25 protein-coding genes are annotated in these 23,792 nt (G+C 68.9%); 8 read left to right on the forward strand and 17 right to left on the reverse strand.

Annotated elements, in window-relative coordinates; translation table 11 throughout:
* Positions 1-855 carry a phosphotransferase gene (locus tag AC1DKN_RS00960; RefSeq protein ID WP_476870211.1) on the forward strand — a complete coding sequence of 285 codons (855 nt, stop codon included), beginning with the start codon at positions 1-3 and terminating at the stop codon, positions 853-855.
* A 31-nt stretch (positions 856-886) separates the two neighbouring features.
* Here the strand turns inward: AC1DKN_RS00960 and AC1DKN_RS00965 are convergent, their stop codons facing one another.
* The gene (locus tag AC1DKN_RS00965; protein WP_476870212.1) at positions 887-1,594 is read right to left on the reverse strand and encodes a DUF4190 domain-containing protein; all 708 of its coding nucleotides are present in this window, start codon (positions 1,592-1,594) and stop codon (positions 887-889) included.
* Between the two features lie 148 nt (positions 1,595-1,742).
* Between AC1DKN_RS00965 and pgm the strand changes: the two genes are divergently transcribed.
* On the forward strand, positions 1,743-3,392 hold the full coding sequence (gene pgm, locus AC1DKN_RS00970) for a phosphoglucomutase (alpha-D-glucose-1,6-bisphosphate-dependent) (protein ID WP_243178293.1): 1,650 nt from the start codon (positions 1,743-1,745) through the stop codon (positions 3,390-3,392).
* A 1-nt stretch (position 3,393) separates the two neighbouring features.
* On the opposite strand, the gene AC1DKN_RS00975 is transcribed toward pgm, so the two are convergent.
* The 3 genes from AC1DKN_RS00975 to AC1DKN_RS00985 form a co-directional block, all read right to left on the reverse strand.
* A complete protein-coding gene (locus AC1DKN_RS00975; protein ID WP_476870213.1) occupies positions 3,394-4,542 on the reverse strand; it encodes a GGDEF domain-containing protein in 1,149 nt (382 codons plus the stop codon).
* A gap of 174 nt (positions 4,543-4,716) precedes the next feature.
* Positions 4,717-5,286, reverse strand: a complete 570-nt coding sequence (locus tag AC1DKN_RS00980; protein ID WP_476870214.1) for a hypothetical protein — start codon at positions 5,284-5,286, stop codon at positions 4,717-4,719.
* 217 nt (positions 5,287-5,503) lie between these two features.
* Positions 5,504-6,109: a malonic semialdehyde reductase gene (locus AC1DKN_RS00985; protein WP_476870215.1), complete on the reverse strand. Its 606-nt coding sequence runs from the start codon at positions 6,107-6,109 to the stop codon at positions 5,504-5,506.
* 231 nt (positions 6,110-6,340) lie between these two features.
* On the opposite strand from AC1DKN_RS00985, the gene AC1DKN_RS00990 reads away from it, so the two are divergent.
* Positions 6,341-7,696 carry a uracil-xanthine permease family protein gene (locus tag AC1DKN_RS00990; protein ID WP_223914722.1) on the forward strand — a complete coding sequence of 452 codons (1,356 nt, stop codon included), beginning with the start codon at positions 6,341-6,343 and terminating at the stop codon, positions 7,694-7,696.
* Between the two features lie 130 nt (positions 7,697-7,826).
* Here AC1DKN_RS00990 and AC1DKN_RS00995 read toward each other — a convergent pair whose 3' ends face one another.
* Together AC1DKN_RS00995 and AC1DKN_RS01000 are read right to left on the reverse strand one after the other, a co-directional pair.
* The gene (locus AC1DKN_RS00995; RefSeq protein WP_476870216.1) at positions 7,827-8,348 is read right to left on the reverse strand and encodes a hypothetical protein; all 522 of its coding nucleotides are present in this window, start codon (positions 8,346-8,348) and stop codon (positions 7,827-7,829) included.
* A gap of 83 nt (positions 8,349-8,431) precedes the next feature.
* Complete coding sequence (locus AC1DKN_RS01000; protein WP_476870217.1) at positions 8,432-9,349, reverse strand: SDR family oxidoreductase; 918 nt, start codon at positions 9,347-9,349, stop codon at positions 8,432-8,434.
* A gap of 221 nt (positions 9,350-9,570) precedes the next feature.
* On the opposite strand from AC1DKN_RS01000, the gene AC1DKN_RS01005 reads away from it, so the two are divergent.
* On the forward strand, positions 9,571-10,071 hold the full coding sequence (locus tag AC1DKN_RS01005) for a DUF6328 family protein (RefSeq protein ID WP_223914724.1): 501 nt from the start codon (positions 9,571-9,573) through the stop codon (positions 10,069-10,071).
* Positions 10,068-10,775, forward strand: coding sequence for a DUF6766 family protein (locus AC1DKN_RS01010; RefSeq protein WP_476870218.1), 708 nt, complete (start codon positions 10,068-10,070; stop codon positions 10,773-10,775). Before AC1DKN_RS01005 ends, AC1DKN_RS01010 begins: the two co-directional genes overlap by 4 nt.
* 37 nt (positions 10,776-10,812) lie before the next feature.
* On the opposite strand, the gene AC1DKN_RS01015 is transcribed toward AC1DKN_RS01010, so the two are convergent.
* Positions 10,813-11,937 carry a glycerate kinase gene (locus tag AC1DKN_RS01015; RefSeq protein ID WP_476870219.1) on the reverse strand — a complete coding sequence of 375 codons (1,125 nt, stop codon included), beginning with the start codon at positions 11,935-11,937 and terminating at the stop codon, positions 10,813-10,815.
* A gap of 155 nt (positions 11,938-12,092) precedes the next feature.
* On the opposite strand from AC1DKN_RS01015, the gene AC1DKN_RS01020 reads away from it, so the two are divergent.
* Together AC1DKN_RS01020 and AC1DKN_RS01025 are read left to right on the forward strand one after the other, a co-directional pair.
* Positions 12,093-12,854 (forward strand): histidine phosphatase family protein, encoded by a 762-nt coding sequence (locus AC1DKN_RS01020; protein WP_476870220.1) that lies wholly within the window; start codon positions 12,093-12,095, stop codon positions 12,852-12,854.
* Positions 12,838-13,767 (forward strand): NAD(P)H-hydrate dehydratase, encoded by a 930-nt coding sequence (locus AC1DKN_RS01025; protein WP_476849934.1) that lies wholly within the window; start codon positions 12,838-12,840, stop codon positions 13,765-13,767. Before AC1DKN_RS01020 ends, AC1DKN_RS01025 begins: the two co-directional genes overlap by 17 nt.
* 13 nt (positions 13,768-13,780) lie before the next feature.
* On the opposite strand, the gene AC1DKN_RS01030 is transcribed toward AC1DKN_RS01025, so the two are convergent.
* The 9 genes from AC1DKN_RS01030 to AC1DKN_RS01070 form a co-directional block, all read right to left on the reverse strand.
* The gene (locus AC1DKN_RS01030) at positions 13,781-14,623 is read right to left on the reverse strand and encodes a glycerophosphodiester phosphodiesterase family protein (RefSeq protein WP_476870221.1); all 843 of its coding nucleotides are present in this window, start codon (positions 14,621-14,623) and stop codon (positions 13,781-13,783) included.
* Between the two features lie 92 nt (positions 14,624-14,715).
* Positions 14,716-14,979 (reverse strand): hypothetical protein, encoded by a 264-nt coding sequence (locus tag AC1DKN_RS01035; protein ID WP_476870222.1) that lies wholly within the window; start codon positions 14,977-14,979, stop codon positions 14,716-14,718.
* Positions 14,980-15,178: 199 nt separating this feature from the next.
* A complete protein-coding gene (locus tag AC1DKN_RS01040) occupies positions 15,179-15,997 on the reverse strand; it encodes an HAD family hydrolase (RefSeq protein ID WP_476849937.1) in 819 nt (272 codons plus the stop codon).
* A gap of 164 nt (positions 15,998-16,161) precedes the next feature.
* Positions 16,162-16,653: a YbhB/YbcL family Raf kinase inhibitor-like protein gene (locus AC1DKN_RS01045; protein WP_476870223.1), complete on the reverse strand. Its 492-nt coding sequence runs from the start codon at positions 16,651-16,653 to the stop codon at positions 16,162-16,164.
* 34 nt (positions 16,654-16,687) lie between these two features.
* Positions 16,688-17,641, reverse strand: a complete 954-nt coding sequence (locus tag AC1DKN_RS01050) for a carbohydrate kinase family protein (protein ID WP_476870224.1) — start codon at positions 17,639-17,641, stop codon at positions 16,688-16,690.
* 83 nt (positions 17,642-17,724) lie between these two features.
* Complete coding sequence (locus tag AC1DKN_RS01055) at positions 17,725-19,098, reverse strand: MBL fold metallo-hydrolase (RefSeq protein WP_476870225.1); 1,374 nt, start codon at positions 19,096-19,098, stop codon at positions 17,725-17,727.
* A gap of 30 nt (positions 19,099-19,128) precedes the next feature.
* A complete protein-coding gene (locus AC1DKN_RS01060; protein ID WP_028275958.1) occupies positions 19,129-19,431 on the reverse strand; it encodes a rhodanese-like domain-containing protein in 303 nt (100 codons plus the stop codon).
* A gap of 140 nt (positions 19,432-19,571) precedes the next feature.
* The gene (gene nhaA / locus AC1DKN_RS01065; RefSeq protein ID WP_476859535.1) at positions 19,572-20,954 is read right to left on the reverse strand and encodes a Na+/H+ antiporter NhaA; all 1,383 of its coding nucleotides are present in this window, start codon (positions 20,952-20,954) and stop codon (positions 19,572-19,574) included.
* Between the two features lie 138 nt (positions 20,955-21,092).
* Positions 21,093-21,890, reverse strand: coding sequence for an alpha/beta hydrolase (locus AC1DKN_RS01070; RefSeq protein WP_223914733.1), 798 nt, complete (start codon positions 21,888-21,890; stop codon positions 21,093-21,095).
* Positions 21,891-22,174: 284 nt separating this feature from the next.
* On the opposite strand from AC1DKN_RS01070, the gene AC1DKN_RS01075 reads away from it, so the two are divergent.
* Complete coding sequence (locus tag AC1DKN_RS01075; protein ID WP_223914734.1) at positions 22,175-23,281, forward strand: GTP pyrophosphokinase; 1,107 nt, start codon at positions 22,175-22,177, stop codon at positions 23,279-23,281.
* 171 nt (positions 23,282-23,452) lie between these two features.
* On the opposite strand, the gene AC1DKN_RS01080 is transcribed toward AC1DKN_RS01075, so the two are convergent.
* Positions 23,453-23,737 carry a DUF1540 domain-containing protein gene (locus AC1DKN_RS01080; protein ID WP_028275954.1) on the reverse strand — a complete coding sequence of 95 codons (285 nt, stop codon included), beginning with the start codon at positions 23,735-23,737 and terminating at the stop codon, positions 23,453-23,455.
* Positions 23,738-23,792 lie beyond the last annotated feature (55 nt).

The raw sequence follows: 23,792 nt of genomic DNA on the forward strand, positions 1-23,792 counted from the left end.
ATGAGCACCGCACATCGCGTTCCGGTTGCTTCGCGCGTCTACACCCCCGCCCCCGGCGAGGCGTCCGACGTCGAACTCATGCCGGCAGGCGATGTCACCGACGGCGTGGTGCGGGTTGGCGGAACTATCCGCCGCCCGCACCAGCCGCAATCCCTCGCCGTCGCCGAGTACCTCGACTGGCTGGACGACGCCGGTTTTGCGGGCTCCCCCCGCTTCCTCGGCCGCGACCCGCAGGGCCGGGACGTCCTGACCTTCGTGCCGGGAGACTGCGCCGGGTCGCCGCCGGAATCGTGGGTGCAGTCCGAGGACCTGCTGGCCTCCGTGGCCCGCCTGGTGCGGCGCCTGCACACCGCGTCCGCCGGCTTCGTGCCGCGGGCCCACGCGTTTCCGTCCCGGCCGGTCCGGCCGAACCCCGCCGACGCCGCCGGACTCATCTGCCACCTGGACGTGACACCCCAGAATGTGGTGGTCCGGGGCGGCCTGGCCGCGGGACTGGTGGATTTCGACCTCGCCGGACCCGCCACGGCACTTCACGATTCGCTCAACACCGCCATGCACTGGGTGCCGCTCCGCGACCCGTCAGATAGGTGGCCGGGCTGGGAAGACCAGAATCCGTTCCGCCGGCTGCGCATCTTCGCCGATGCCTACGGCTGGAGCGAGGATGAACGACGCCGGCTGCCCGGCGCCGGGATCGACGCCGCGGCGCTCAGCTACGAGCGGATGCGGCACAACGCCGCCGCCCTGGGCGGCGGCTGGGCGCGGATGTGGCAGGAGGGCGTGGGCGGCCAGATCAACCGCCGGCGCGCTTGGCTTGAGGCCAACGCGAAGCCCCTGGTGGCTGCGCTGACAACCTGACCAGGCGCGGCTCCGGCGCCACAGGGCAGACCTAGGCTCCGTACCCGCTGTTGCGCGCGGTGCCGATGACCAGTCCAAAAATGACCAGGACCAGGATGGTGACGGCGATGCCCACGTAACCCATCACCAGGCCGGCGATCGCCATGCCCCGGCCGGCCGGTTCGCGCCGCAGGGCCATGTGCCCCAGAATCACGGCGGCCAGCTGTGGGAGCAGGAAGAATCCGAATCCCACCAGTGCCGCGATGCCGCAGCACATGCTGGCGATGCTCAGACTCTTGGGCGACGGCGGCGCGCCGTAGTACGCGGGCTGGCCGTAGGCGTTGGGGCTGCCCGGCTGGGCATACGGCGACGGCTGGCCATACGGGGCGGCCGGCTGGCCGTAGATCGGGGGGTACGGGCTTGAGTACTGGCCGCGGTCAGGTGCCGCCTGGCCGGTGTAGGGCTGTTGTCCGGTGTAGGGCTGCTGTCCGACGTGAGGCTGCTCGCCCGTGTCGGGCTGCTGGCCAGTGTGAGGCTGCTGGCCTGTGTGAGGCTGCTGGCCTGTGTGAGGCTGCTGGCCCGGGTAGGGCTGCTGCGGGGATTCGGGTTGCGCGAACTGCTGCGTCGCCGACGGTCCCTGATCCGGGCCGGCGGGTGGTGCCTGCCCCGGCGGAACGTCGGGTTGCTGGTCCGGGAGGCGCAGGGTCGGCTGGTAGCCCTCCGGGGTCTCGTCTTTGCCTTGTTTTGGCTGTTCAGTCATGGCTTGTCCCCTCAAGAAGTCTTTGGATCCAGCGTACCGCCGCACGGTTGGCTTGGGACCGGGCCTATTGGCTGGTTTTCTTTCGTCACAGGAGCGGGTTTGGCGCGAAACCGTGTTGCGCCCCGCCCTCGTCTGGCATGCTGGTGCCATGGCTAGCCGCGCGGGCACAGTTGCCCAACCCCAAGACCTTGTTGACCTCACTGCGCTTTTGGATGCGTACTACGACGTTTCGCCGGACCTTTCGGACCCGGGCCAGCGGGTGGCCTTCGGCACCTCCGGGCATCGGGGATCGAGCCTGAAGGCGTCCTTCAACGAACCCCACATCCTCGCCATCACGCAGGCGATCGTGGAATACCGGGCAGGCCAGGGCATCACCGGCCCCCTCTACATGGCCAAGGACACCCATGGCCTGAGCGAGCCCGCACAAAACTCCGCCCTCGAGGTGCTGGCAGCCAACGGCGTGCACGTCCTCATCGACGCCCGCCACGGCTACACGCCCACCCCTGCCCTGAGCCACGCCATCCTGACGCACAACCGCAATGCCGCCCCTGGCGCGCCGCAGGCCGACGGCATCGTGGTGACCCCCAGCCACAACCCCCCGGGCGACGGCGGATTCAAGTACAACCCTCCGCACGGCGGCCCCGCGGACACCGACGCCACCGGCTGGATCGCCAACCGCGCCAACGAGCTGCTGGAAAACGGCCTGCGCGGCGTCAAGCGGATTCCGGTGGCCGAGGCCCTGGCCGCCGGGACCACCGGCAAGTTCGATTTCCTGAGCAGCTACGTCGACGACCTCCCGTCGGTACTGGATCTCAATGCGATCCGCGAGGCGGGCGTCCGGATCGGCGCCGACCCGATGGGCGGAGCGTCGGTGGACTACTGGGGCGAGATCGGTGAGCGCCACCACCTGAACCTCACCGTGGTCAACCCGACCGTCGACCCGCAGTGGGCTTTCATGACGCTGGACTGGGACGAGAAGATCCGGATGGATTGCTCCTCGCCGTCGGCGATGGCGTCCCTGATCAACCGCATGTCCGACGGCGCCAAGTTCGACGTCGCCACAGGCAACGACGCCGATGCCGACCGCCACGGGATCGTCACCCCGGACGGCGGGCTGATGAACCCGAACCACTACCTCGCCGTCGCCATCGATTATCTGTACCGGCACCGGACCGGCTGGAACCCGCAGTCCGTGATCGGCAAGACCCTGGTTTCCTCATCCATCATCGACCGCGTGGCCGAGAGCCTGGGCCGCAAACTTGTTGAAGTGCCCGTGGGCTTCAAGTGGTTCGTCCCCGGGCTGCTGTCCGGAGAGGGCGCCTTCGGCGGCGAGGAATCCGCCGGTGCCTCCTTTAACAAGATGGACGGGAGCGTCTGGACCACCGACAAGGATGGCATCCTGCTGGCTCTGCTGGCCTCGGAGATCACGGCGGTGACGGGCAAATCACCGTCGCAGCTGTACAAGGGCCTCACCGACCAGTTCGGCGACCCCGTCTACGCCCGGATCGACGCGGCCGCCACCCGGGAGCAGAAGGCGGCGCTGGGCAAGCTCTCGCCGTCGGACGTCACCGCGACCGAACTGGCCGGCGAAACGATCACGGCCAAACTGACCGAAGCACCGGGCAACGGCGCCGCGATTGGCGGCCTCAAGGTCGTTACCGAAAACGCCTGGTTCGCGGCCCGGCCCTCCGGCACGGAAGACGTCTACAAGATCTACGCCGAGTCCTTCAAGGGTGCCGAGCACCTCAAGCAGGTCCAGGCCGAGGCGAAGGCGCTGGTGGACGGGGTTATCTCGTAGTTCAGCCGCCGGTGGCCAATTCGGCGCGGTCCCTGCCAAGCGTCTTTGCCTGGTAGAGGGCCGCGTCGGCCGAGATCACTGCGGCGTCGAGGCCGCCCGGTCCGGCGCCGGTGGACGCGATGCCGTAGCTCACGGTGGGCAGCCGGGGAATGACTGCGGAGCCGGATTGATGGAGCCGGACGCTGATGTCGGCAGCGATTTCCCGTGCCCGGTCCGGCGTGACGCCAGGCAGCAGGAGGATGAATTCCTCGCCGCCGTAACGGCCCACGAGGTCGGTGGAGCGGACGGTACCGGAGCAGGCCCTGGCAAAGGCCTGCAGGGCGGAGTCCCCGGCCGAGTGGCCGAACTGATCGTTGATGGCCTTGAAGTGGTCCAGGTCCGCGAGGATGATCGATGCCGTGGTGCCGGTCCGGCGCAGACGGCGCAGTTCGTTTTCGGCGAGGTCCAGGAACGCGGAACGGTTAAGCAGGCCCGTGAGGCCGTCCACGGTGGCCCGTGCCCGGAGATCCTGGGTCTGCTGTTCGTAGCTCAGCTCGGCCATGGTGAAGGAAGCAACCACGAGTGTGATCGTCGAGAAGACGGTCATGGGGACGGAGCCGAACACCGACGTGAAGACGGCACCGTCCGGTCCGTTCACCAGGAAAGCGACCAGGCGGCCAAGGTAGAACACGGCCAGGATGCCGGCGCCCACGGCGAGTGGACGGTGGACGCGCGAGTAGTCGCGCTCGAGCAGGAACAGCTCCCGGGATGCCAGGCCGATCAGCACGGCCATAAATCCCAGGTACACCGGGCCTCCCGCCCAGACGTTGGTGGCCGGGTGGTCGAGGAAGGAAGCGACGGCGGTGGCGGCAGGACCGGCCGCGAGCTGCCAAGGCCGGAGGGAGGGGGCGCGGAGGGATCGTCCGCCGGCCCAGATGCTGGCGGCACCGGCGACCAGCAGGACGTTGCCGGCAGGGATGGCCCACCCCTGCTGCGCCGTACCGTCCAGCAGGTACGCGGCGTTGCCGACGAGAAACAGCAGGAGCGCCATGCACCACCAGCCGCTGTAGTGCGACCGGGTGCGCCGGAACGTAATGAAGTAGAAAAGCATGAGCAGTGTGAGGTCGACAAGCGCCAAGGCAACCCGCAGTGTCGCGGCGTCAAGCATCATTTAGTGGTCCCCCCGGTCCGCTGTGATTTGCCCGAAATACTCACTTCGTCTTCGAATAACCCTCGAATAGCTGCCGAAGTTGACCCCAGTATGGCACCCGGTCCGCAGGAATCCAGCGCCGGCGTCGCGGATATGACGCCGGGCCCTCCCAAGACGCCGTTTCTGGCGCCTCGCCTACGCCTGGCCGGCGGTCCACAACTTCAGGATCCGGCGCGTGGCGTGCCCGCCGTCGGGCGCCATGTCCACGAGCGCTATTCGGTCAAGCGCGAACGTGTCGCCCTGCCGGAGCCGTTTGTCGCCGTGGTGCGAGACGTGCGGCCGGTACCCCTCCAGGGTGTAGGCAGGCGTGGAGATCCGGCCGGGCAGCTGATCCACGATCCGGACCAGCTCGTTGTGGAGGACCTGCAGCTCGTCGCTGGGTTCAATCAGGTTGACCGGGATTGACCCTGCGCGCCCGAACCCGGCTTCGCCGCCCACGCTGAGCCGGCAACCCAGGGCAGCGGCCACCGGGTCCGCCATGAGGGCGGCAATGTGGTCGGCGAGCGGATCTCCCGCGGCCGGCGGCGTGCCCGACGCGGGTTCGGCGCCGGTTTCCTGGCCGGGTTCGACGACGTCGGACTTCACGACGCCGGCCTTGACCACGTCGAACTTGACCAGGGTGAGATGCAGCGGCCAGTCATCCCGGGGAAACTCGAGCCCTTCGGCTACCGGTTCCACGAAGGCCACCGCGATCAGGTTCCGCATGGGAAAAGTGTGCCACGCCGCGGCGCCTCCGGGGCCGGGCAGGCGCCGCAAACTCACAGTGCCGGCGGCGACGGCGCGGACTAAAATGGGAAGTGGCCTTGGATGTGGGCCTTGCGCTGAACCGCAGAATCGCATCCCGCGTGCCTCCGGCCTGTCCCCCATGGTGCCGGAGGCACCTCCGCGCAAGGACAGTGCCGGAGAACGGCGCCGCAGGCTGTTAGACGGTGCGGACGACGTCCTCGTAGGCGAATTTCGGCTTGGCTTCGCCCCAGGCGTCTGCCCCGGGCTGGCCGATGTTGACCACCAGGAAGCTCTTCTGGCTCCCGTCGGGGAAGAACGCAGCGTCGATCTTGGCGAAGTCGGCACCGGTCATGGGACCTGCCGCGAGGCCCAGGGTGCGGACCGCGAGGATGAAGTAGCCGGCCTGCAGGTGGGCGTTGTTGTTGCCCGTGGCCGCGGCGAGATCCGGCGCGGCCTCATACATGGCCTTGGGGGCGTTGTAGCCGGGAAGGAACGCGTCCCACTGGTCCTGCCACGCGGTGTCGTAGCTCAGGACCGCGACGAGCGGCGCTGATGCCGTCTTGGCGCGGTTTCCGGCGGCCAGCGCATCAACAAGCGTGGCGCGGGCTTCGTCGGAGCGCACGTACGTAACGCGCAGCGGCTGGGAGTTGAACGCCGTGGGGCCGAACTTCGTCAGTTCGTAAATCGCGCGGGCCTGCTCGTCGGTAACGTCGCCGGTGAAGGCGTTCGCCGTGCGGGCTTCGGCAAAGATGGCGTCGACGGCGGCTGCCTCGATTACTGCTTCATCGTGGGCGAGTGTCATGGGCATCCCTTTCGCTGGGCCGGCGCACTCTTGGGCGGCCGGCGTCTCCTGCTGTCAATAGTTGCAACTTCAACGGACGGCGCCTGCTTCCCGCTGCGCCCTGTGACCTCGGGCACACCGGCCCGGCCCGCAGCACGCCGGCCCGACGGGACGGCCGGTAAATGCTGCGCGGTAAAGTTGCTCGGGAAGATTCCTTCCCGCCCGCCCCACATTCTCTGAAAGGCTCCCGGCATGAGCATGCTCGGCACCAAATGGAAGCTCCACGGCAACGGCAAGTCCGTCCGCCCCGGTGAGGTCGTCAGGCCGGATGAGCGGCTCACCTGGCCCCTGACGGTAGGGATCGGGATGCAGCATGTTGTGGCCATGTTCGGTGCCACCTTCCTGGTCCCGATCATCACGGGCATGCCGCCAGCCACCACCCTGTTCTTCTCCGGCATTGGCACGCTCCTGTTCCTGGTCATCACGCAGGGACGGGTGCCCAGCTACCTCGGTTCCAGCTTCGCGTTCATCGCGCCGATCATGGCTTCCCAGCAGCAGTTCGGCGTCCCCGGGGCACTCGGCGGCGTGGTCCTGGCAGGCGCGACCCTCGCCGTCGTCGGCGCCGTAGTGCAGAAGTTCGGCGCCGGCTGGATCAACCGGGTCATGCCGCCGATCGTGACCGGCGCGATCGTGGCGCTGATCGGCCTGAACCTGGCACCCGCGGCGAAGGCCAACTTCGACCAGGCCCCCGTCACCGCCTTCATCACCCTGGCCGTCATCATCGTGGTCAGCGTGCTGTTCCGCGGCATGCTGGGCCGGCTGAGCATCCTGGTGGGTGTCCTGGTGGGCTACCTTGTTGCGATGATCCGGGGCGAGGTGGACTTCTCCAAGGTGGACAGTGCTGGGTGGGTGGGCCTGCCGCATTTCCAGACCCCCGAATTCCACCTGGGCGTCGTGGGCCTCTTCGTGCCGGTCGTACTGGTGCTGGTGGCAGAGAACATCGGCCACGTGAAATCCGTGTCCGCCATGACGGGGCAGAACCTCGACGGCGTCTCCGGCCGCGCGCTGCTGGCCGACGGCGCCGCCACCGTACTTGCCGGTCTTGGCGGCGGGTCCGGGACGACCACCTACGCCGAGAACATCGGCGTCATGGCCGCCACCAAGGTGTATTCGACGGCGGCGTACTGGGTGGCCGGCGCCTTCGCTGTGATCCTGAGCTTCTCGCCGAAGTTTGGCGAGCTTATCGCCACCGTCCCCGCCGGCGTCCTGGGCGGCGCGGCCACGATGCTGTACGGCATGATCGGCGTGCTGGGCGTGAAAATCTGGGTCCAGAACAAGGTGAACTTCTCCAACTCGATCAACCTGACCACGGCCGCCGTCGCCCTGATTGTCGGGATTGCCGACTACACCTGGACCATCGGCGACTTGAAGTTCACCGGGATTGCGCTCGGCTCGGCCGCGGCCCTGGTGATCTACCACGGCATGAAGGCGATCGCGAAGGTGCGCGGCACGGTGGCCGAACCGGAAACCGAAGATTCCGCGCCGGCCGCAGCTTCGACGGCCGCGGTCAAGGCAGCCGTCAAGCGCTCCCCCAAGAAGCGCCGCTAAAGAACGCCGCCCGGAAGCGCGCTGCGGGCGGGCAACCCCGCCGACGAGAAAGGCCGGACTCCGCCCACGGGCAGGAGTCCGGCCTTTTCGCTGTCACGGCCGGCAGCGCCGGGGCGCGACGGGCCTGGGACTAGCCGGCGTCGAAGGCGTTCTTGTCATCGTCGCGGTCCTTCGGCGACTTGTTCTCCGGCAGGTCCGTCCCGGAGCCGTCCGGCAGCCCCGCCGCGTCCTGTCCGGACTCAGAGGAGAAGGGCCGCCCGGCGTCGGGCTCTTCCGTGTTGGCACCGTCCATCTCCGCTTCCGACGACGGCACTGCCGCCTCGGAATTCTCCGAGGCGTCCGGGTCGAAGCCGGGGGTTGCGCTGGCGTTTTCTGAACTCATTTGTTCCTCCGCTCCTCCGAAGCGTCCTGCTCCGGGTTCTCCTGCACTGTCTTGGTCTTCTGCACCGAACTGGCTCAGGTCCGGCGCGCCGGCCGGATACGTCTCGCCGTCGGGGCTGTCCTGGTTCAGCCCGGCGGCGTCGAAGGCCTCCTCCTCGCGGGGCTGGGCAAATTTCTTCCCATCGCCGCCCATCTCCTGCTCGGCGGTCGGCGTGCCGTAGCCGCCCGCTTCCTCGGTGACGGACTTGGGATCCTGCTGGTTTTCAGTCATGTCATTCCTCCTGGTACTGGAAACTCGTGCTGGAAATGCGACTAGCTGGCAGTGGACGGGTCCGGAGCGGGTTCAGAGCGGGTTCAGAGACCCTTGCCTCCGGTGACCGGAAGCACGGCTCCGGAAATGTAGGAACCGTGGTCGGAGGCGAGAAGGACATAGGCGGCCGCGAGCTCCGCCGGCTGCCCCGCCCGCTGCAGGGGCGTGTCCTGGCCGAAGGACAGGAGCTTGTCGGGCCATTCGGTGGCCGGAATCAGCGGTGTCCAGATGGGACCCGGGGCCACGGCGTTGACCCTGATCCCCTTGGGTCCGAGCTCCTGAGCCAGGGCTTTGGTGAAAGCCACCTGGGCCGCCTTGGTCATGGCGTAGTCAATGAGTTCCGGGGACGGGTTGAAGGCCTGGATTGACGCCGTGGTGATGATCGACGCACCCGCTTCCAGATGCGGGACCGCGGCACGGGCCGTCCAGAGCAGGGAGTACAGATTGGTTTTGAAAACGCGATCAAACTCTTCGGTGGGCAGTGATTCGAAGCTCTCGCGGTTCTTCTGGTAGGCCGCATTGAGCACCAGGACGTCGAGGCGCCCGAATTCGGCCAGCGTCGCCTTCACGATGTCCGCCGCGAAGTCCTCGCTGCGGCCGTCGCCGGGGAGCAGCAGGGCCTTGCGGCCGGCCTTTCGGATCCACTCGGCGGTGTCCTGCGCGTCGTCTTCTTCCTCCGGCAGGTAGGAGATGGCGACGTCGGCCCCCTCCCGGGCGAAGGCGATCGCCACCGCCCTGCCGATTCCGGAGTCGCCGCCCGTGATCAGGGCAGCCTTGCCGCTCAGGGCACCGCTGCCGCGGTAGCTTTCCTCGCCGTGGTCCGGCTTGGGCTCCATGGGCGCGGTGAGGCCGGGCTGCTTCTGGACCTGTTCCGGGAACGGGCCGGAATGGTAGCCGGCGCGCGGATCGCGCGGCTGGTCGGGCTGCTTGGGCTGGTCCTGCCGTTCGCTTGAGTCGCTCATAATCCGCCTAACAACGTGTCGGTTTCCAGGGATGTTCATCGGTCCCGTGTGGCCGGGACCCGCTGAATCCATCCCGGCGAAGTAATCAGTTTCTACCTAACCACAATATCGTCAGCAAGCTTAGTACCAACTTGTTTTTGGCAACTCTCAAGCCTAGGTTGAGGGTGGGGCCGCGTGCTGCGTCGGGTTCCCTTGGTTTCAGGATTTGCGGAGGAGTACCGATGACTGGCCCAGTAGCGCCGAAGAACGACGGCAGGGACGAGTCCCTTGCCGAGCGGATGGACCGCAACTGGGTCGAACTGCTGCAGGAACTGCGCGTACTCCAGACCGGCGTCCAGATTCTCGCCGGCTTTCTCCTGACGCTGCCGTTCCAGTCGCGCTTCGAGACGCTCGATGACTACCAGACCCGCCTGTATCTCGCCAACGTCGTCCTGGCCGCCCTGACCACGGCCACGATCCTGCTGCCCGTGAGCGTGCACCGCCGGCTGTTCCGGCAAGGGCTGAAGCAGGCCCTCGTGAGCAGCGCGGACATCATCGTCAGGTTTTCGTTGACCGGGGTAGGGCTGCTGAGCGTGGGCACCACCTCACTGATCTTCGATGTCACCGTAGGCCGGACGGCGGGCGTGATCGCCGGCGTCGGGCTGCTCGCCGTGCTGGTGCTGCTGCTGGTACTTGTCCCTGCCTGGATCCGTCGACGGGCCCGCAAAGAGGAGTCGCTATGACAAACGTTTCACATGAGCGCCACACCGCAGGCACGGGAACCATGGGCAAGTGGGTCAAGGAACATGGACTGCTTCTGGCCAACATCGGGCTGTTCGTCGTGTTTTTCGTCGGCATGGTCCTGAGCGGGGCAGGCACCTACAGCGACGAGCAGCTTGCCCACGGCGAACCTGCCGTGACCGTCCTGCAGTACCTTGGCACCGGGAACTTCCTGGAGGCGACTTTCGAGAACTGGGAGTCGGAATTCCTGCAGATGGGCATGTACGTCATCCTCACCGTCTTCCTGTTCCAGAAGGGGTCCTCCGAGTCCAAGCCGGTGGGCCGGACCGCCCCGCAGGATGAGGATCCCCGGCAGGCAAAGCTCAAGGAGTCCACGCCGTGGCCGGTGCGGCGCGGCGGCTGGGTCCTCAAGCTCTATGAACACTCGCTTTCGCTCATGTTCCTCCTGCTGTTCCTGGCGTCGATCGCCCTGCACGCGGTTGGCGGCGCGGAGGACTACAACAGTGACCAGCAGGCGCACGGCCAGCCCACCGTGACGGTGCTGGGCTATCTGGCGACGAGCCGATTCTGGTTCGAGTCCTTCCAGAACTGGCAAAGCGAGTTCCTCGCCGTGGCGGTCCTGGTGGGCGCCTCGGTATACCTGCGCGAGAAGGGCTCCCCCGAGTCCAAACCCGTGGCCGAACCGCACTACGAGACCGGCGCCTAGACGGCAAGCCGGCCGGCACGGGCGTCAGGAAGGCGCGTCAGGCGCCTTCGAGGACCTGGCTGGTGACCCAGGTAAGGTACTTTGCGGCGTTTGCTACTGCGTCCTGGGGGCTGCCGGCGACGTCCAGCAGCTGTGCCGCGGCCACCACGCCGTGGCGGGCAAGGTCCTCCGGGGTGACGAGGATCCGTCCGGCCACCACTACCACCGGAATGCCAAGGGCCTGCGCGGCATCGGCGAGGGCGATCGGCGCCTTGCCTGTCAGCGATTGGCTGTCCATGGAGCCTTCTCCGGTGATGACCAAATCAGCCACCGCGAGTTTCGCGTCCAGCCCGGTGAGGCCGGCCACCAGCTCGAAGCCGCCTTCCAGGGCGGCCGTGCTGAAGGCCAGGAACGACGCCGGGAACCCGCCGGCCGCCCCGGCGCCGGGCACGTTGACGTCCCGGCCGGTACTCTGGCGCAGGACCGAAGCCCAGTTGCGCAGGCCGGCGTCGAGCAGTTCCACCGCATCGGCGTCGGCGCCTTTTTGCGGTCCGAACACGTGTGCCGCGCCGTCACTGCCGAACAGCGGGTTTTGGACGTCGACGGCGATCCTGAACTTCACCCCGGCCAGCCGCGGGTCCAGGCCGCTGATGTCCACGGACGCGACGTCGGCAAGCGACCCGCCGCCGAGGGGCACCACGTTGCCGGCGGCGTCCAACGGCTTGAGCCCGAGGGCGCGGAGGGCCCCGCTGCCGCCGTCGCTCATGGCCGAACCGCCCACGCCCAGCACAATTTCCGTGGCACCGGCGTCCAGCGCGGCGGCGATCAGCTGGCCGCAGCCATAGCTGTGGGCGCGCAGCGCGTTGGCCGGTGTGGGCTCCATGTGCGCCAGCCCTGAGGCCTGCGCCGTTTCAATCACCGCGGTGGCCCCGCCGAAAGCATCCGCCCGGATGGCCCACGCGGCACCGATCGGGGCCAGGATCGGGCCGACGACCGCGTTGAGCCGTTCCTCATAGCCGGCCGCGACGGCCGCCTCGAGGGTCCCTTCGCCGCCGTCGGCCACCGGAAACTGGATGGCGTCGGCCTCGGGGTAGACGCGGAGGGCGCCTTCGGCAATGGCCGCGGCGGCTTCGACGGCGGTGAGGGAACCCTTGAACTTGTCCGGGGCGATGAGGATGCGCATGGCTCTATCCTGCCAGCCCGGCGGCCCCGGTGTTGCTCGATCGCCGGTGCAGGGGACAAATCCGCGCCACCGGGAGTAACCTTTCTGCCACACATATTCCAGCCCGGGCCCGCCCGGCAGAGGACGACGTTGGAAAGCAACGGATAGGGGGAACGGTGAGCCACTACGGACACGGCGTTCCGGGCGTGACCGAGTTACTGCTCGTGCGGCACGGTGAAAGCCAGGGCAACGTTGCCGCCACGCTGGCTCAGCAGGCCGGCGCGCATGTCATTGACGTCCCGGCCCGGGACGCGGACGTCGGATTGTCGGACACGGGACGGGAGCAGGCGCTGGCCCTGGGCAGACTCCTCGCGGACTACCCGGACGGCCGGCGCACGCCAGTCTGGTCCTCGCCCTACCTGCGCGCACGCCAGACCGCGGAACTCGCCGTCCAGACCGGCGGCTGGCAAACATCTATCCTGATCGATGAGCGGTTGCGCGACCGTGAGCTCGGCATCCTGGACATGCTCACTTCGGCCGGGGTGGAAGCCCGCCTCCCGGAGGAGGCCGGCCGGCGGCGGTGGCTCGGCAAGTTCTACTACCGGCCCCCGGGCGGCGAGTCCTGGGCGGACGTCGTGCTGCGGCTTCGCTCGCTGCTCGCCGACCTCGACACCAGGCATCCGGGCGGGGGCGTCCTGCTGGTCTGCCACGATGCCGTGATCCTGCTCATCCGCTACATCCTGGAGGGGCTCTCGGAGGAGCAGCTGCTGGACATCGCGGCCGCGTCCACGATCCTCAACGCCTCCGTCAGCCGCTTCATCCGGCCCGGCGGCCGGGGGGAATGGCAGCTGGAGGGGTTCAATATGGCCGACCACCTCACGAGCGAAGGTGTCCCGGTAACCCAGCACTCGGGAGACGCCGATGTCCACCCCCGCTAACTCCCGGCAAGCGAAACGCCGCCCCCAGGCCGAGGCCGTCACCCCTGCTTTGCTGCGGGCCTGGCCGCTCCCCGACGGCGGCTCCGGAAAGGATGACCGCGGCTCCGTGCTGGTGATCGGCGGCGCGCGCAAGACGCCCGGAGCGGCGTTGCTCGCCGGCGTCGCCGCCCTCCGCGCGGGCGCTGGCCGGCTGACCCTGGCCGTGGCGGAGTCCGTGGCGGTGCCGCTCGCCATCGCCCTGCCCGAAGCCGGCGTCCTTGGCTTGCCGGAAACGACGGCCGGGACTGTGGTCGGTTCCGCCGCCGGGTCCCTGGCCGCCGAGCTGGAAACCGCCGACGCCGTCCTGGTGGGGCCGGGCCTGGACGACAAGGACCAGACCACGGCGCTGCTGCGCGAACTCCTTCAGGCCACCCCGGGCAGCCCGCCGTGCATTGTCCTGGATGCTTTTGCCCTGGCCAGCGTCCCGGAGCTCGAAGCCGAACTGGCGCCGTGGGCCGGCCGGCTGATCCTGACCCCGAACGTCACGGAGGCGGGCATCCTGCTCGGGCGGGAGGTCGAGGACCTGCACCGCCAGCTCCCTGAGGTTGCCGACAAATACGGGGCCGTGGTCACGTGTCAGGGGGCCATCGCAGAACCCCGCAGCACCGGCAGGGCTGCCACGTCCGGGGCCGGCCTCTGGGAGATCACCACAGGGCACAGCGGGCTGGGCACCTCGGGCAGCGGGGATGTCCTCTCCGGCGCCATCACCGGCCTCCGCGCCAGGGGAACGGGCAACGCGCAGGCCGCCTGCTGGGGAACGCATCTGCATGCTGCGGCCGGAGACCGCCTTGCCAGCCGGCTGGGCGGCCTGGGCTATCTCGCCCGGGAGCTCACCGACGAATTGCCGCCACTCATGATGGAACTCTCCGCCTGAGCGGAGCGACCCTTCAGGACCAGGTCCCGCGCTCCTGGAGGACCGATTTGAGCAGGTCCGCGCGGTCCGTGACAATCCCGTCGACGCCAAGGTCAAGCAGCCGGTGCATTTCCGCGGGCTCGTTGATTGTCCAGACGTGGACCTGCAGCCCGTGCCGGTGTGCCCGCCGGATGAAGCCCGGCGTCACCACCGGCACGGCGCCGTAGCGGACGGGGACCTGCAGGGCGTGGACTCCGCGCAGTGCCCGGCGCACCACGGCGGACATCAGCGGCGTCGGCAGCACGGGGCCCAGCAGGACGAACACGGCGTTGGACACGATGCCGGCCGAGCTCGCGGCGGGACGGCTCAGCTGCTTCAGCACTGCCCGGCGCCGCCGGTCCGAGAAACTGGCCACCAGCACGCGGTCGTGCAGTCCGTGGCGTTCGATCGCCGAGGCCAGGGTGCCCACGGAGTTCCAGTCCTTGACGTCGATATTGAGCCGGACGTCCGGGAAGGCAGCGATCAAGTCATCGAACCGCGGGATCGGTTCGGTCCCGCCGATCCTGGCCCGGGCCACGGTTGAGGCCGGGAGGTCAGCGATTTGGCCCCGACCCTCCGTGATCCGGTCCAGGGTCTTGTCGTGGAAGAGCACCAACACGCCGTCGGCCGTGGTGTGCACGTCCGTCTCCAGATGCCGGAACCCGAGGTCGACGGCGGCGCGGAACGCGGCCATCGAGTTCTCCAGCCCGTCCAGTGAGAAGCCCCGGTGGGCCAGCGCCAGCGGCGCCCGGGAACCGCCCGGGGCCGGGGTGGCGGCGCCCTCCGGGCCGCCGTCGCGATCCCCGCGAGGGGCAAAGTAGGGGTGCAGGTCAGTCACTCCTGAAGCGTACCTTGGTCTGCCGGGACCGGGATTCGACCGGGGCTTGGGGGCGGGTCAGCGGGGGCCGGGTCAGCGGGCCTCAGTGGGCCTCAGTGGGACGGGCTGTCAGGAGCCTGCTGGCGGATTTCGACGCCGTCGCTGCAGTGCAGCAGCGTGCGGCCGCGGCCGCCGTCGAGGTCGACCCAGACGACGCTGTGGTCCGCCGTCACGGCGTCCACAAGCCCGCCGGTCTCAAGGCCCGGGGCGAGCCGGACGCTGACGCGGTCGCCCTGGCGCAGCTGCCGCCAGTGCCGGTCCGGTTCCACCGGGTGTAGGGGTTGTTCGTCCGTGTTGTTGATGCGGTGCCTGGCCATGATGTCCCCATTCTCGGTCAAACGTTTCGTCGCGAGCTTCCAGCCTAGGAGGCCAAGGTGAACGCCAGTTGACCGCGAGCTGGGAATCCGGTGTCCGCCGGGAACCGGGTGCGGGTGCGGGGACGTGAGGCCGGCGCCGGCGGCGGGCGTGGGGACCTGGGCCGGGGCGGGCGTGGGGAGCGGGTGCGGGACCGGGGTTTTAGGGCAGCCGGACGCCGAGTTCGGCGAGCTTTGACTCGAGGATCTGGGCGACGCCGTCGTCGTCGAAGTGCGGGGCCTGCCGGCCGGCGGCCCGGATCGCTTCCGGGTGGCCGCTGGCCATCGCGTAGCCGTGCCCGGCCCAGCGAAGCATCTCGATGTCGTTGGGCATGTCCCCGAATGCCACCACGTCCGCGGCGCCGATGCCGAGGGACGACGCATATTCAGCCAGGGCCACGGCCTTGTTCACGCCTGGCAGGGACAGCTCGAGGAGGGCCATGTTCGGCGCCGAGTGCGTCGCGGCGGCCAGATGGGCGACGGCGGGCGTCACCTCGGCGAGGAACTCGTCGGCGGTGCCTTCGCGGACAATGGCCAGGAACTTCGCCACGGCGTCCGCCTCCGTGAGGGTGGTGTGAAGCGGGGCCGGGGTGAATTCCGCGAGCAGTTCGCTCGAGCCGTTTTCGATAAAGCCCGGTTCCAGATGGAAGCCGGTCAGGGTTTCGGCGGCAAACAGCGCGGACGGACGCAGCCGCTTGATGATGCGGCGGGCCTCGAACATGGCGTCGAGGTCCAGTGTCCGCGCCGAGAGCAGGCGGTCGGCCTCGAGGTCCCACACGACGGCGCCGTTGGAGCAGATGACCGTTCCGGTATGCCCCAACTGGTCCTGCAGGGGGTGGAGCCAGCGCGGCGGCCGTCCGGTGACGAACACCAGTTCCAGCCCGGCGTCGCGGCAGGCGTGGAACGCGCGGACGGTCCGGTCGCTGATTTTGCCGTCGTGGCCGAGGATCGTTCCGTCAATGTCACTTGCTACCAGCCGCATAGTGCCAGTCTACGTGCGCCGGGGCGGCAGGCCCTCGCGGCCGCATTCGCCGAGTTCGCCGGACCGCGTCGGGTTCGCCGGACAATCACGGCGAACTGGGGAGGTTCCGGCGAACTCGGCGACAGGGGCGACAGGGGCGACAGCCTCGGCGGGCGGCGGCGGGCTCAGTGACGTTCGAAGATGCCGGTCAGCGTGCCCCGGCCCAGGGTGTGCTGCGACAGCTTCGCCTCCAGGCTGCCCGGAGCGGTGTGCTCGTTGAGTCCGGACGGTGCGATGTCGAGCGCGTGGACGGTGATGACGTACCGGTGCGGCCCGTGTCCGGGAGGCGGTGCGGCGCCCAGGTAGCCATGGAATCCGGCGTCGTTCTTCAACTGGATGGCGCCCGCGGGAAGGAGCCTGCCGCCCTCGGCGCCCGCTCCTGCCGGCAACGAGGTGACGTCGGCGGGGACGTCCAGCACGGCCCAGTGCCAGAAGCCGCCGCGCCCCGGGGCGTCGGGGTCGAACATCGTCACCGCGTAGCCCTTGGTGCCGGCCGGGGCGCCGCTCCAGCTCAGCTGCGGGGATTCGTCCCGGCCGCCGGCGCGCATTTTGCCGCTGCGCTGGGCGGCCGGGAGCGTCTGGCCCTCCGCGTAGGATTCACTGCGGACGGGGAACACCGGAACATCGTGCCGTGTCGTGGCTGCCTTTCACTCACTGCAGGGGCTGGGCCCCCATTTCCATCCGTGCCAGTTCCGCGCGCGTAGGCGGGTTCGCGCCGGCGCGGGACACGGTGACCGCCGCTGCCCGGGAGGCATGGGCGAGGACATCGCGGAGGCTTTCGGCGGAGAGTTCGCGCAGGCCCTTGCGGTTTTGTGCCCCGTCCAGGCCCAGATCCACAACGCCGGACAGGAGCGCGGCCATGAAGGAATCCCCGGCGCCGACTGTGTCCGCGACGTTGATCTCAGGGGCCGGGAACTGCGCCTCACCGGCGGCGTTGATGCCCCAGGGGCCCTTGCTGCCGCGGGTCACCACCACCATTGCCGGCCCTTCGGAACCGCCCAACGCCTGCCAGCGGCGGGCCGAGTCCAGCGGGTCCACGCCCGGGTAGAGCCATTCGAGGTCCTCGTCGGAGGCCTTCACAACGTCGGCGAGGCGCACAAACTTTTCGGCCTGCCCGCGGGCGTAGTCCACGTCCGGGATGATGCTGGGACGGCAATTGGGGTCGAAGCTGATGGTGGCGGACGGGTGGGCGCGCTCGACGGCGGCAAACACGTCGGCGGCGCCCGGCGCCAGCATGGTGGCGATCGAACCGGTGTGCAGCAGCGTGGTTCCCTGGAGCAGGAACGGCAGTCGCGCCGCGACGCCGGGAAGCTCCCAGGCGAGGTCGAACGTGTACGTGGCGGCGCCGGCGTCGTCGATCAGGGCGGCGGCCACACTGGTGGGCAGCTCGTCGGGTCCCAGCGGGAGCAGCACGGAGCTCGACTTCAGGTGCGCGGCCAGGGCCTCGCCATACGCATCGCGGCCGTAGCGGCCGATGAACTGGACCGGATGGTCCAGCCGCGCCAGCCCCACCGCCACGTTGAGGGGGCTGCCGCCGACATGGGCCTGGACGCCGGAGGACCGCTGGACAACATCAACCAGCCCCTCGCCAATAACTGTGAGCATGACCATACTCTGCCAGAGAATGCGCTCCGGTGCCGTGTGTTGCGCCCCCACCCGCTTCCGCCCTGCCCGCGTCACTGCCGGCGTCACTGCCGGCGCTCAGCCGCGGTGGTGTCCAGCGCGATCCCCGCGGACGCGGCATGGGCAAACCTGGCGTCGATGTGGACCACGTCCCGGCCTGCCCGTTGCAGGAGGCTGGCGGCGACCCCGGCACGGTACCCGGAGCCGCAGTGCACCCAGAGTTTCCCGGCGGGAATGTCGCCGAGGCGCAGCAACAGTTCGTGCAGCGGCACGTTGACCGCGCCCACCACGCGGGCGGCGGCGAATTCGTCGGCCCGGCGCACGTCCAGGACGGTGTCCTCAGGCGCCCGGCCGGCGAGCATGCCGTCCCAGCCCACGCGCGGGTAGGAGGCGAGGCCGGCCTGCGGGGCGAGGGCGTGCGGCTCGGAACCGAGCGCGGCGTCGGGGGATTCGATGCCGATCCGGGAGAGGTCGCGGATGGCGTTCTCAACGTCTTCCCGCGAGCCCACCAGGGTCAGCGGTTCGCGCCATGGCAGCACCCAGCCGAGATAGGTGGTGAAACTGGAGCCGGAGCCATACTCAAAACTGACGCTGCCCTTGAGGTGGCTGTTGGCGAACGCCACGCGCCGGCGCAGGTCCACCACCCACTCGCCGCCGTCCAGGCGCCGGGTGAGTTCGGCGGCATCGAGCGATGCCGGAACGGCCAGCTCGGCAGGGCCCGGGCCCCGGACATTGGCCGGGCTCATGTGCGCGTAGTAGGAGGGGTGGTCCGTGAGGTTGGCGATGAGCTGGCGGACGAAGTGGTCCTCATCGGGGTCCGTCAGGGCGTGGTTGGCGGCAAGCTGCTCGCCGATGGTGGAGGACCGGGCACCGCTGGCGGGTCCGGAGGAGCAGAACGAGCCGAATCCGTGGGTCGGGAACAGCGCCGCGTCAGGGCCGGCCTCTGCGGCGAGGCGACGGACCGAGGCGTACTGGTCGTGGGTCAAGCCAACGGTGTCCGCCTCGGCGACAAGGTCCGTGCGGCCCACCGAGCCATACAGGAGGCTGCCGCCCGAGAAGACGGCCTGCTTCCCGCCGTCGTCCACGATGAACGACAGGTGGGTATGCGTGTGCCCCGGCGTGGCGACCGCCTTGACCGTAAGCGAGCCCACGCGGACCGTTTGGCCGTCCGTGATGGGAGTGCGCTCGAACCCGACGGCGTCCGCGGCGTTGACGAGATAGCTGGCGCCGTGGGCGCGGGCCAGGATCAGCCCGCCGGTGATGTAGTCATTGTGCATGTGCGTTTCGGCCACGTGCGTGATGGCTACCCCGGCGTCACGGGCGGCCGCCTCGATGCGGTCCGTGTCGCGCTGCGGGTCGATCGCCAGCGCCACCGAGCCGTCGTGGACCAGGTAGCTGCGGTCCCCGAGCTGCGGGGTCTCGATGACGATGACTTCCATGGTCCCTCCGGTGCGGTCAGCCCTTGAAGGTCAGCCCCGGTTGACGGGGTGTCCCTCGTCCTGCCACTTCATGATCCCGCCGGTGACGTTGACGGCGTCGTATCCCTGGTCCTCCAGGTAGGTGGCGGCCTGGGCACTGCGGCCCCCGGCGGCGCACATGACGTAGACGGTGCCGCTGGCCGGGACCTCGGCGAGGGACTGGACGAACCGTGAGAGCGGGATGCTCCGGGCGCCGGGAACGCGGACGGCGACGTATTCGTCTTCCTCGCGGACATCGACGATTTCGGTGGCATCGCCCAGGGCGGCCAGGTCCTTGACGGAAATGCTCTTCATGCCTGTTCCTTTCGCGGGCGCCAGATGGCCCGGCGCGCGTATTCCAGCTCAATCATGATACCCCTTGGGGTATCATTGACCCTCCGGACGGCCCCTCCCGCCACACCCCTAAATATAGCCCGTCGGCCTGGCCTGCCAACCTAGCCTGCGGGGCGGTCCTGCTGGTAGACGTCCGGGATGCCGTCGTGGTCCGAGTCGACCTGTTCCGCCTCCTCCGCACGCCGGTACTGGTGGTTGCGTGTCCGGAGCACCGTGGTGGCAAGGAGCGCGGCGAGCAGTGAGGCCGCGAGGATCCCTACCTTCGCGTGGTCTTCATGCGCAGTGCCCTGGCCGAAGCTCAACTCGGCAAGCAGCAGCGAGACGGTGAAACCGATGCCGGCGAGGATGGCGAGGCCGAAGACGTCAATCCACTTGAAGGACCCGTCCAGGCGGGCCCGCGTGACTTTGGTGATGAGCCATGTGGTGCCGAGGATGCCCGCCGGCTTTCCGGCAACCAGCGCCACGATGATGCCCACCGCCACGGGGTCCGTCAGGGCGGCGCCGAGGCCCTGCCAGCCGCCTATGGCCACCCCGGCGGAAAAGAACGCGAAGACCGGGACGGCGATCCCGGCCGAGATGGGGCGGAACCGGTGTTCGAAAATCTCCGCCAGGCCCGGGCCGGCTTCAGGGCCGCCGCTGGCCTTCGAACGTTTGACGGGAATGGCAAATCCGAGCAGGACCCCGGCCACGGTGGCGTGGATGCCTGATGCGTGCACGAGGGCCCACGTCGCGAAGCCGAGCGGCAGCAGGATCACCCAGGCTGCGGCTGCGTGCGTGCCGAAGAACCGCCGGTATTTGTGCGCCAGGAACGTGTAGAGGCCCAGCGGGAGCAGGGCCAGCAGGAACGGCTCGGGGTGGAGATCGCTGGTGTAGAAGATCGCGATGATGGCGATGGCCAGGAGGTCGTCGACGACGGCGAGGGTCAGCAGGAAGATCCGCAGCGCACTGGGCAGGTGGGAACCGATGAGCGCCAGCACCGCGACGGCGAAGGCGATGTCGGTGGCGGTGGGAATGGCCCAGCCGTGCAGCGTTTCGGGACCGGAGAGGTTGATGGCCGCGTAGATGAGTGCCGGAACGGCCACACCGCCAACGGCGGCGGCCACCGGAACCACGGATTTGCTCGGCTCGCGCAGGTCGCCGGCGACGAACTCGCGCTTGAGTTCGAGCCCCACCAGGAAGAAGAAGATGGCCAGCAGTCCGTCGGCGGCCCAGGCGCCCAGGCTCAGGTCCAGATGCCAGGGCGCGTAGCCGATGGTGAAGTCGCGCAGTGCGAAGTAACTCTCCGAGGCCGGTGAGTTGGCCCAGATAAGGGCCACCATCGCCGCGGCGACCAGCAGGGCGCCGCCCACGGTTTCCTTGCGGAGGATCTCGCCGATCCGCAGGGCCTCGGCATAGCTGCCCCGGCCGAAAATGGTGAGGCGGGGCGGCGAAGGAGGAGGCGGTGTTGGTGAAGAGGGTGTCGGCGAAGGGGGCAGGGCGCTCATGGGGTCCTCAAAATGGGGTCGACGGAACTATGCCGACCAGACTTCCCGGCGCACCTGCGCTCCAGTCTATTCGCTTTCGCCGGCCAGGGGATGCCATCGGGGACACCGGGGCCCCCCATCCCGGCCGCCGGGCGGACTTCAGACCAGCAGCTGCTGCACGAGTTCACGGCATTTCCGGTATGCGGGTGCCTTTGGGTCGATGAGCGCGAAGTGGTCGCCCGGGACCTTGAGCAGCTGGACCGGCGCGCCGGCGGCCTTGGCTGCGCCGGCGTAGGTCTCGGACTGGCTCACCGGCACGGTATCGTCCTCCGTGCCGTGAACGGCATATACGGGCACGCCCAGCGGCACCGCACTCATGGGGTCGGCAAATTTATGCCGTTTGGGATATTTCTCCGATGAGCCGCCCAGGAAGTTGCTGACGGCGCCGTTGCTGAGGTTGAGCCGCTCGGCGGCCGCGAGGTTAAGTACCCCCGACTGGCTGACGACGCCGGTGAGCTGCACCGCGCCGTCGTCGTCGCCCCGACGCGTCAGCTGGCGGTCCGCGTCCGGGGCACCAAGCCCCGCGAGCCGGCGCCGTCCCGCCGCCCAGACGGCGAGGTGGCCGCCTGCCGAGTGGCCCAGGGCCACCACGCGGTCCAGTCCCAGCCCGTGCTCGTCAGCCAGTTCACCGAGCTTGTCGATGCCGGCCAGGACGTCGGCGAACGTGTTGGGCCAGCCTCCGCCGTTGCCGGCCCGCCGGTACTCCAGGTTCCAGGCCGCCATGCCGTGCGCGGCGAGGTCCTTGGCAAGGGGCTCCCCCAGTTCTGCGCCGTACTGCGAACGCCAGTACCCGCCATGGATCACCACCACCACGCCCTTGGGCGCGGCAACATCCGGGAGGAAGAGCTCACCCCACTGGCTGGGGTCCTCGCCATATTGGTACTTGTGCCTCTTCACAGCGTCCTCCTTGGGGCCCGGTGAACAGGCGGCGGAGACTGCCCCCAGAGTCACCGCCGCTGCGGCCGCGATCATAGTCCGCCGCCGCATTTCAGCCATATGCTGAGCCTACCTTGGGCACCAAGCGGCCCAGCGCAGGCCGGACCCCTCGCATGCCGGCTGCGCTGCCCTTGCCTGCGGCCGGTGTCCGCTGGCCGATCGCGGCTGCGCTGCCCTTGCCTGCGGGCGTGCCCGGCGTTGCCAGCCTGCGGGCCGGTGTCGTTGGTGCGCCGTAAGCTGGATCCATGGCGAGCAACTGGGACCGTTTGGACGTGAGCCTGCGCGATTCCGTGCAGGAGAACGTGGAGTTGTACGAGCGGGTCCGGCCTGCCCTGAAGCTGGTCACCCGGGAGGTCCTGCTCACGCTGCGGACCATGCTCAAGGACACCGAAGTCACGCCGTTGTTCGTCACCGGACGCACCAAGACCGTTGAATCCTTCCGCGAGAAGATTTCCCGCATTGAGGAACCACTGGAGCCGGGCGGGCCACCCGTGCTGAAGTTCCCGGACCCGTTCCGGACCCTGAATGACATGGTGGGAATCCGTGTGATCACGAAGCTGCCGGCGGAAAACGCGGTGGTGGCGAATCTGATCAAGCGCCAGCGCCAGCTCTTTGACTGCCGGGGGGACCGGGAAAAGGACATCGGCTCGATCGAGTCCGGCACATACGGCTACTCCAGCCGGCACCTGATCCTGCGGACCATCCAGAACGAGGCCGTCAAGGACTACCAGCTGGCCTTCAACCCGGACGTCCCGCCGAACGGCAGCTACTTCTTCGAGTGCCAGATCCGCACCGTCTTCGCCCACGCCTGGAGCGAGATCGAGCACGACATCCGGTTCAAGGCCGAGGACCCGCGGGCCTGGACCCCGCACTTCGACCGCCAGTTCACCGCGACGGCCGCCATGCTGGAGACCGTGGAGAGCGCGTTCTCGGACCTGCACGAACGCTACGAGGAGGTCCGCGGCTACTGGGACATGGACGGTGAGGGTGCCGCGCAGCTGACGCCCAACCGGATCCGCGACGTCTGGCGGACCCTGCTGCCGCACGTGGACCGGAAGGTCGACGACGACTGGGGCTGGGCCGCGGAGCTCATGGCCGCCCACGGCCTCAACCAGACCATGCAGCTCGCCGGGCTGCTTAGCGCCAACCGGATCACCGAGGTCCGCAAGGCCCTGGACCACCGCTACTCCCCCGGGCCGGACCGGCTGCTCGATGACCTGCTGCTGTGGCAGTACGGCACCGAACACATCGAGCTCACCGCCGAGCCGGCCGACGCCGTCCCGCACCCCCGGCGCGACAGCCTCCTGCGGCGGCTCAAGCAGATCGAACGGTACCGGCTCACCCAGGGCTAGCGCGCCTGCCTCAGCGGATGCCCTCTGCCACCACCGATTCTCCCCACCTTTGAACCAGCGACGCCGGTCCTCACCGGCGGTTCGGCCCGACACGCCGGGTGCGGCGACCAAAGGTGGGGAATTTCAGCGCCAGCGGGGCGGATGGTCGATGGACGCGGACGGCGGGTGCGGCTACGTGTGGGCGTAGGTGAGGCAGTCGGCGTTGTCGACGCCCGGGCCCACATGAACTTCGGGCGCCTTGCACATCAGATGGTCGTTGTGGGTGCACTCGGAACGCTGGCAGGCGCCGACGTCGGCCAGCACCTTGGGGAGCCCGCCGTGCACCCCGATGTCTATGAAGGTCGCGCAGGAGGCATGATCTGCGGCGCCGCCGACGGTAATGGCGGCCGCGTTGCAGTGGGAGTGGTCATTGAAGGAGCAATTGCTCACGCTGCAGTCGGCTACGTGCGTCGTCATTGGATTTCCTCCATGCTCCGGCCACCCGGACGGGCGGCGCCGTAAATCCACGCTA

It is taken from the genome of Arthrobacter sp. 01N444 (assembly GCF_056399305.1).